The following is a 7,850-nucleotide window of genomic DNA, read 5'->3' on the forward strand; positions in this document are numbered from 1 at the left end:
CCAGAGGAGAGAGACATGTCCGCAGGCCCCGCCGTGGACCTCGAAGAGAGGTTCCACGCCTTCCTCACCCGATCCCCGCACGAGCTGGGCCTCGGCCAGGGGGATCCGGCGGAGATCATAGACCGGTACTACACCCCCGACATCGAGTACTTCAACGACGGCGTCCGGCTCGACCGCGACCGGCTCGTCGCCCACGTCGGCCCGGCGCGCAAGAACGGGCGCGGGCTCGAGATCGAGGTCCACGACATCCTGGTCCGCGGCGACCTGGCCGCCGCCCGTTACACCCTGCGCGCCGTCATGCGGAAGGGGAACACCGTGGAGATGGAGATCTATCTGTTCGCGCGGTTCGCCCCCGACGGGCGCATCCGCCGCGTCGACTCGATCACCCGGACGATCCCGCAGCAATGAGGCTCAGCCGGTGTCGCAGTGGGCGAGGGCGAGCAGGGCCAGGGTCCGGGCGGCGGTGACGACCTGCGCGACGGGCACGGACTCGTCGGGACCGTGCGCGCGGTCGATGTCGCCGGGGCCGTACTGCACGGTCGGGATGCCGCCGAGCCCGGTGAGCAGCCGCAGGTCGCTGCCGTACGGGGCGCCCCAGACCGCGGGCGGGACGCCCGCCGCCGCCGTGTGCGCCCCGGTCAGCCGGGCCAGCAGGCCGCCGTCGTCGGCGGGGAGGCGGCCGGAGGCGTACTGGCCGCCCCACCACTCCACCTCGGCCGGGTGGGCGGACAACCAGTCGTCGGCCGCGCAGGCCTCCGCGACCGCCTCCTCCAGCGCGCGCCGGGCCTCCTTCACGGACTCGTCGAGCGCGACCCCGAGCCGTCCCTCGGCCACCAGCTCGCCGGGGACCGAGGAGGACCAGTCACCCGCGCGCACAGTCCCGATCTCGATCGCGTACGGCAGCGCCCAGCGCCGCATCAGCGGGTCCACCTCGGCGTTGCGCCGCGCCTCCAGCGCCCGCAGCGCCGCGAAGACCGGCCAGAACTTCTCCACCGCGCTCACCCCGGCGTCGCGGCGGGCGGCGTGCGCGGCCCTGCCGGGGATCCGCAGCCGGAAGGTCAGCGCGCCCCCGTTGGCGGGCACCACGTCCAGGCCGGTCGGCTCCGGGATCACGCAGGCGTCGGCCCGCCAGCCGCGGCGCAGCAGGGCGTAGGCGCCGAGCCCGCCGTCCTCCTCCCCCGCCACGCAGGAGACGAGCACGTCGCCGCGGAGCCGCGCGCGGCGCAGGGCGCGGACCGCGAACAGCGCGGCGACCAGGCCGCCCTTCATGTCGCAGGCGCCCCGGCCGTACAGCGCCCCGTCCTCGATCCGGCCGCTGAAGGGGTCGTCGCTCCAGGCGGCGAGGTCGCCGGGCGGGACGACGTCCACATGCGCGGTGAACATCAGGGAACGGCCGCCGCCGGTCCCGGGCAAGCGTCCGACCAGCCCCGACGCCCGGGAACGCGGCACCTCCATGCCCGGGAAGCCCGGCTCGGCGGCCAGCTCGCCCACCGGGACGGGCCAGTGGTCGACCTCCAGGCCCTCGGCGCGCAACCACCGCGCCAGCCGGTCCTGGATGCCGGCCTCGTCGGGGGAGCCGCCGACGCTCGGGATGCGGACCAGCTCGGCCAGGAATTCGGTCATGGCGGCCGTCTCGCCCTCGAGCGCGGCGAGCACCTCGGCGGCGCCCATGCTCAGGGCTGCCGGGTGAGGTAGCCGCCCATGGTGCGGAAGACCTCGGTGGCGGGCAGGTCGGTGCCGTCCTCGGTGCGGACGCGCTCGATGACCAGGCCGTGGCTGCGCCCGCGGCGGGCCTCCGCGCCGGCGACGATGACCACGCCGTCGCCCTCGCGGATGAAGACGCGCCCGGGGGTGCCGCCGTAGATCCCCTTGGAGACCGAGGCCTTCAGCACGCGGACGCGCTCGCCCCTGTAGTGGGTGAAGGCGTTGGGATACGGGTCGGACTGCGCCCGGACGAGCCGGGCGATGTCCTCGGCCGGCCAGGTCCAGTCGATGTTGCCGTCCTCGACGGACCGCTTGTGGAAGAAGCTGGCCTTCGAGCGGTCCTGGGGGGTCCAGTCGGTCCGGCCGGAGGCGATGAGTCCGAGCGCCTCGGTGACGACGGGTTCGATCAGGTCCACGGTGCGGTGGAACAGGTCGGTGGCGGTGTCCCCGGGCCCGACCGGGACGGCCCGCTGGAGCACGATGTCCCCGGCGTCCAGTTCCTCGTCCATCATGTGCGCGGTGAGCCCGACCTCCGTCTCGCCGTTGATCAGCGCCCAGATCAGCGGGGAGAACCCGGCGTAGGCGGGCAGCAGGGAGTCGTGGACGTTGAGCGTGCCGTGCCGGGGGAGATTGAAGATCTCCGGCGGGATCCACGTCCGCCAGTTGTTGGCGACGATGAGGTCCAGCCGGGCCTCCTTGAGCCGGAGCATCAGCTCCTCGTCGTCGGGCCGGTTGCGCAGCAGGACCGGGACGCCGTGCTCCTCGGCCAGGTCGGCCACCGAGTCGCTCCAGATCTTCTCGTAGGCGTGCTCGCTCCCGGGATGCGTCACGACGAGCACCACCTCGTGCCCGGAGCCCAGGAGCGCCTGCAATGTGCGGTGCCCCCAGGTCTGGTAGCCGAACATCGCGATCCGCATGGTGCCTCCTTGTTAGGGAGAGGAGCAGAGGTTAGGCTCACTTTAATTAGGCGAGCCTAACCTAATCGATATATCTGATCATTGGAAGCCCGTTCGGCGCACGCTCTGGCCGTCCGCGTGCCGCCCGGCCTTCCCTCGTGTCACATGTCCGGCTCCCGGAAAGGCGTTAGATGTCCCCCTCGGAGAACCATGTCCACGACCTTGTCGGCATCGGTTTCGGACCGTCCAACCTCGCCCTGGCGATCGCGCTCCAGGAGCACGGGGCGCAGACGGGCCGACCGATCGACGCGGTGTTCCTGGAGAAGCAACCGGCCTTCGGCTGGCATCGCGGCATGCTCCTGGAGGGCGCGACCATGCAGGTGTCCTTTCTGAAGGACCTGGTCACCATGCGGAACCCGGCGAGCGAGTTCAGTTTCCTGCGCTATCTGCAGGACCGAGGGCGGCTGGCCGATTTCATCAACCACAAAACGATGTTCCCCTCGCGGATGGAGTTCCACGACTATCTCGAATGGGCCGCCGCGCCCTTCGCCGACCAGGTGGAATACGGGTCGGAAGTCGTCGCGGTCACCCCGGTCGTCGCGGACGGCTCGGTCGAGTGCTTCGACGTGGTGGTACGGCGCGGCGGAGGCGCCGACGAGCTGACCACCCGCCGGGCGCGCAACCTGGTGATCGCCACCGGGCTGGAGCCGTTCCTGCCCGAGGGCGTGGTGAACGACGAGCGCGTCTGGCACAGCGAGGAACTCCTCACCCGGGTCCCCACGCTGCGCGACCCGCAGCGGATGATCGTGGTCGGGGCCGGGCAGAGCGCCGCCGAGGTCACCGACTACCTGCACAGCTCCTTCCCGGAGGCGGAGGTGTGCGCGGTCTTCACGAAGTACGGCTACACCCCCGCCGATGACAGCTCCTTCGCCAACCGCATCTTCGACCCCGCGGCGGTCGACCACTTCTACACCTCCCCCGACGAGGTGAAGGAGATGCTGCGGGACTACCACGCCTCCACCAACTACTCGGTGGTCGACCTCGACCTCATCGACGAGCTCTACCGGCGCCACTACCAGGAGAAGGTGCGCGGGACGGAGCGGCTGCGCATCCTCAACGCCTCCCGGCTCACCGGCGTCGCCGCGGACGGGACCGGCCTGCGGGCCACGGTGGAGTTCCTGCCGACCGGGGAGCGCACGGAGCTGGAGGCCGACGCGCTGGTCTACGCCACCGGCTACCGGCCCGGCGACCCCCTCACCCTGCTCGGCGAGGCGGGCGCGTACTGCCACCGGCTGCCCGGGGGCGGGCTGCGGATCGGCCGCGACTACCGGGTGGCCACCACCGAGGCGATGCGCTGCGGCATCTACGTCCAGGGCGCCACCGAGCACACGCACGGCATCACCTCGACGCTGCTGTCGGCCACCGCCGTACGGGTCGGCGAGATCGTCCGGTCGATCGCCGCGGGGCTGCACGGCGCCGGCGACGCCGGTCGGGACGACCGGAGCGGCCGGGAGCACTACGCGCTCCGGCACTGACCGGATCCCGGCGGCGGAAGGGGCCGGGGAGAACTAGAGGGCCCGCTCGGCGCGGGCGAGCTGCCACAGCAGGAACGGCGCGCCGAGCACCCCGGTCACCACGCCGACCGGCAGGACCATGTCGGTCAGGAGCCGCTGGCTGATCAGGTCGCTGACCAGCACGATCGTCGATCCGGTGAGGGCGGCGGCGGTGACCGGCGGAGCGGCGGCGCGGGCCAGCCGCTGGGCGATCTGGGGCGCGGCCAGCGCGACGAACAGGACGGGGCCGGCCGCTGCGGTGGCGAACGCGGCGAGCGCGGCCCCGCACAGCATGACGATCATACGGGTGCGCTGCACCGGGGTGCCCAGGGCGCCGGCCACCTCGTCGCCGAGGTGCAGGGCCCGCTGGAGCCGTACCAGCAGCAGGACCAGCGGCGCCAGCACGGCCAGGGCCAGGGCCAGCGGCTGCGCGTGCGCCCAGCCCCGGTCGTTGAGGTTGCCCACGAGCCAGCCCAGCACCCGCTGCGCCTGGTACACCTCCGCCCGGCTCACCAGGTAGGAGGTGAGGCTGACGCACATCCAGCTGACCCCGATGCCCACCAGCACGATCCGGTATCCCGTGGTGCCCCGGTTCCAGGCCAGCAGGTAGATCAGCAGACCGGCGGCGAGGGCGCCGCCCAGCCCGAGCGTCTGCGAGCCGAGGCCGGGCCCGGCGCCGACGACGATCCCGACGGCCACGGCGGTGCCGGCCCCCTGGGTGATGCCGAGCATGTCCGGGCTGGCCAGCGGGTTGCGGGTGACGGACTGGAAGATCGCTCCGGCCATGCCGAAGGCGGCCCCGGCGAGCAGGGCCACGGCGGCGCGGGGCAGCCGCAACTCCTGGACCACGAACACGGCGGCGGTGTCGTCGCCCGCCCCCCACAGCGCGGGGACCACGTCGGGCAGCGGGATGGTGTAGTCGCCGGTGCCGATGCCGACGGTCAGGCAGAAGACCAGGAACGCGGTGGCGGCCATGGCGAGCCAGACCAGCATCAGCCGGAGGCTCAGCGCTCCGGAGACGGCGGAGCGGGCCAGCCGGAACGCGATGCGGCCGTGAGAGCGGGTGACGGTCAGGAAGGGGGCGGTGGAGGGCGCCGCGGAGGGCGTCGAGGAAGGCGTCGCCGAGGGGGGCGGGGAGGCCGGGGGCACGGTCGGAGGCATCGGGGGCACGGTCGGGGACATGATCACAGCTCCGCGAGTCGGCGGCGGCGGACCAGGGCGATGAAGAACGGCGCTCCGAGGAACGCCGCGACCAGGCTCACGTCGATCTCCTGCGGGCGCGCCACGACACGCCCGATGATGTCGCCCACGAGCAGCAGGCACGGCGCGAGCAGCATCGAGGCGGGCAACAGCCAGCGGTGGTCGGGGCCGGTGATCATGCGGGCCGCGTGCGGCACCACCAGCCCGACGAAGACGATCGGCCCGGTGACCGCCACCGCCGCGCCGGTCAGCAGGGTGACCGCCAGGGCGACGCGCAGGCGGACCAGGCCGATCCGGTGCCCCAGCGCGGTGGCGACGTCGTCGCCGAGGGAGATGCTGTTGAGGGCGGGCGCGGCGCTCAGCGCCAGAAGCGCCGCGAAGGCGATGAACGGCAGGACGTTGAGCAGCACCTCGAAGTCGTGCCCGGTCAGGGACCCCGACGACCAGTAGCGGTAGCGGTCCAGGGCCTCGGGGTCGGTCAGCGCGATGCCGCTGGTCAGCGAGTCCAGCAGGTAGGTCACCGCGACTCCGGCCAGGGCCAGCTTGACCGGGGAGGCGCCGCCCCGGCCCCGGCTGCCCAGCAGGTAGACCACGACGGCGGCGATCGCGGCTCCGCCGAAGGCGAACCAGATGGAGGTCAGCAGCCCGCCGAGGCCGAGCAGTCCGGCGGCGACGACGGTGCCGAAGGCCGCACCCGCGCTGACCCCCAGCAGCCCCGGGTCGGCCAGCGGGTTGCGGGTCAGGCCCTGCATGATCGCCCCCGCCAGGCCCAGCGCCGCCCCGGTGAGCACGGCGACCAGGGTGCGGATCGTCCGGGTGCCCCGGACGATGGCCTCCACCTCGGCGTCGAGCCGCGGGTGGCCGGGGTCGGTGAGGGCGAGGATCACCTGGTCGAGGGGGATGTCCCGGCTTCCCACGGCCAGGGAGAGCAGGCACAGGGCGATCAGGACCCCCGCGGCCGTGATGATCAGCAGTGGACGCCGCACCCGCCGGGATCCGTTCGTGCCCGCATTCGTGCCCGCCGGACTCGCGTCCGCTCTCGTACTCGCGTCCGCTGGACTCGCGCCCGCTCCCGTGTTCGCGCCCGGTTCCGCAGCCGCGTCAGTCCCGGGCGCGCCGGATCCGGCGCCGTCCGGCGGTGGGGGCCCGTGCGGAGGCGTTGTTCTGGGAGAAGTCACGAAGGTCCCATCTGGCCTTTTAGGCAAGGCATACCTTACTTACTTTGCGTATGCAAGCCTTGCGAGAATATTGAACCTAGGTAAGGCTTACCTTAGTGTGACATGTTGATCTATCCGCGGCGGTCTGTCGTGCCGGTACGGCGTGTGCTCCATCCCGTGCGGCGGCCTCGCGGGCCGGAGGAATTCCAGAGGTCGACCCTGGACGTCGACTAGAGCCCGAAGAGGAAAAGATGTCCCATCCCCCCATGCCCGCTCCCGGCACCCGGCTCGCCAAGCGTCTCCTGCTCGCCCTCACCGCGCTGACCCTGACCGCGGTCGCCGCCGGCTGCGGTGCGGACCGGCCCGCCGACCGGGCCGAGGCCACACCGGCCGCACCGGTCGCCTCCGGGACCGCGCCGGCCACGGGATCGGCCTTCCCCGTGACGGTCGAGCACCTGTACGGCACGACGGAGATCAAGAAGAAGCCGGAGCGGATCGTCACCTTCGGCCTCAGCGACCACGAGCCGGTGCTGGCGCTCGGCCACAAGCCGATCGGCGTGGTGGACTGGTTCCAGCGGACTCCGTTCACCGACTGGCCGTGGACCAAGGACGTCTGGGGCGGCGCCGAGCCCACGGTCCTGGGCCTGCGCGAGGACGGCGTCAAGTTCGAGAAGCTGGTCGCGCTCAAGCCCGACCTGATCTTCGCCATGTACTCCGGCATCCAGAAGGAGCACTACGACCAGCTCTCGAAGATCGCCCCGGTGGTCGCCCAGCCCAAGGGCTACGACCCCTACGCCGCGCCGTGGCAGGAGATGACCCTGCTGGCCGGGCGGGCCCTGGGCGAGGAGGCCAGGGCCAAGGAGCTCATCGCCGGGATCGACGAGAAGTTCGCCCAGGTGCGCAAGGAGAATCCGCAGTGGTCGGACATGACCGCCGTCGCCGCCGACAGCTTCAAACCCGGGCAGTACTCGGCCTTCCAGAAGGGTGACCCCAAGTCGGCGTTCCTGGCCGAGATGGGCTTCACCGTCCCCACGGAGATCACCGAGAAGGCGGGCACGTCGAACGTCGCCGAGTTCGGCTCCGAGGGCCTGAACATGCTGGAGGTCGACCGGCTGGTCTGGCTCACCACCGGCAAGGAGCCCTGGGAGCGCATCAAGAACGACAAGGTCTACAAGGAGCTGAAGGTCGCCAAGGAGGGGCGCGACCTCTTCCTGACCTACCAGGACCCGCCGATCGGAGCGGCGCTGTCCTTCAACACGGTGCTCAGCATCCCGTACGCCATCGAGCAGGTCGCGCCGCTGATCAAGAAGTAGTCCCGCGTCCGACGACATCCGACGACA

The 7,850-nt window shown here is 72.1% G+C and carries 7 protein-coding genes; 3 read left to right on the forward strand and 4 right to left on the reverse strand.

Translation table 11 applies throughout. The features are described 5' to 3' along the window. Positions 1–15: 15 nt before the first annotated feature. Positions 16–408, forward strand: a complete 393-nt coding sequence (locus Plo01_RS10455; protein WP_203890329.1) for a nuclear transport factor 2 family protein — start codon at positions 16–18, stop codon at positions 406–408. Positions 409–411: 3 nt separating this feature from the next. Here Plo01_RS10455 and Plo01_RS10460 read toward each other — a convergent pair whose 3' ends face one another. Together Plo01_RS10460 and Plo01_RS10465 are read right to left on the reverse strand one after the other, a co-directional pair. After that, positions 412–1,671, reverse strand: a complete 1,260-nt coding sequence (locus Plo01_RS10460) for an ArgE/DapE family deacylase (RefSeq protein WP_203890330.1) — start codon at positions 1,669–1,671, stop codon at positions 412–414. A gap of 2 nt (positions 1,672–1,673) precedes the next feature. Beyond that, positions 1,674–2,621 carry a methionyl-tRNA formyltransferase gene (locus Plo01_RS10465; RefSeq protein ID WP_203890331.1) on the reverse strand — a complete coding sequence of 316 codons (948 nt, stop codon included), beginning with the start codon at positions 2,619–2,621 and terminating at the stop codon, positions 1,674–1,676. Positions 2,622–2,791: 170 nt separating this feature from the next. On the opposite strand from Plo01_RS10465, the gene Plo01_RS10470 reads away from it, so the two are divergent. Beyond that, positions 2,792–4,135 (forward strand): lysine N(6)-hydroxylase/L-ornithine N(5)-oxygenase family protein, encoded by a 1,344-nt coding sequence (locus Plo01_RS10470; RefSeq protein ID WP_203890332.1) that lies wholly within the window; start codon positions 2,792–2,794, stop codon positions 4,133–4,135. Positions 4,136–4,168: 33 nt separating this feature from the next. On the opposite strand, the gene Plo01_RS10475 is transcribed toward Plo01_RS10470, so the two are convergent. Continuing rightward, positions 4,169–5,314: a FecCD family ABC transporter permease gene (locus Plo01_RS10475; RefSeq protein WP_203890333.1), complete on the reverse strand. Its 1,146-nt coding sequence runs from the start codon at positions 5,312–5,314 to the stop codon at positions 4,169–4,171. A gap of 23 nt (positions 5,315–5,337) precedes the next feature. Next, a complete protein-coding gene (locus tag Plo01_RS10480) occupies positions 5,338–6,339 on the reverse strand; it encodes a FecCD family ABC transporter permease (protein WP_239316122.1) in 1,002 nt (333 codons plus the stop codon). Between the two features lie 422 nt (positions 6,340–6,761). On the opposite strand from Plo01_RS10480, the gene Plo01_RS10485 reads away from it, so the two are divergent. Beyond that, the gene (locus tag Plo01_RS10485) at positions 6,762–7,823 is read left to right on the forward strand and encodes an iron-siderophore ABC transporter substrate-binding protein (RefSeq protein ID WP_239316123.1); all 1,062 of its coding nucleotides are present in this window, start codon (positions 6,762–6,764) and stop codon (positions 7,821–7,823) included. The last annotated feature ends 27 nt before the right edge of the window (positions 7,824–7,850 follow it).

The organism is Planobispora longispora (assembly GCF_016863135.1).
GTDB lineage: Bacteria > Actinomycetota > Actinomycetes > Streptosporangiales > Streptosporangiaceae > Planobispora > Planobispora longispora.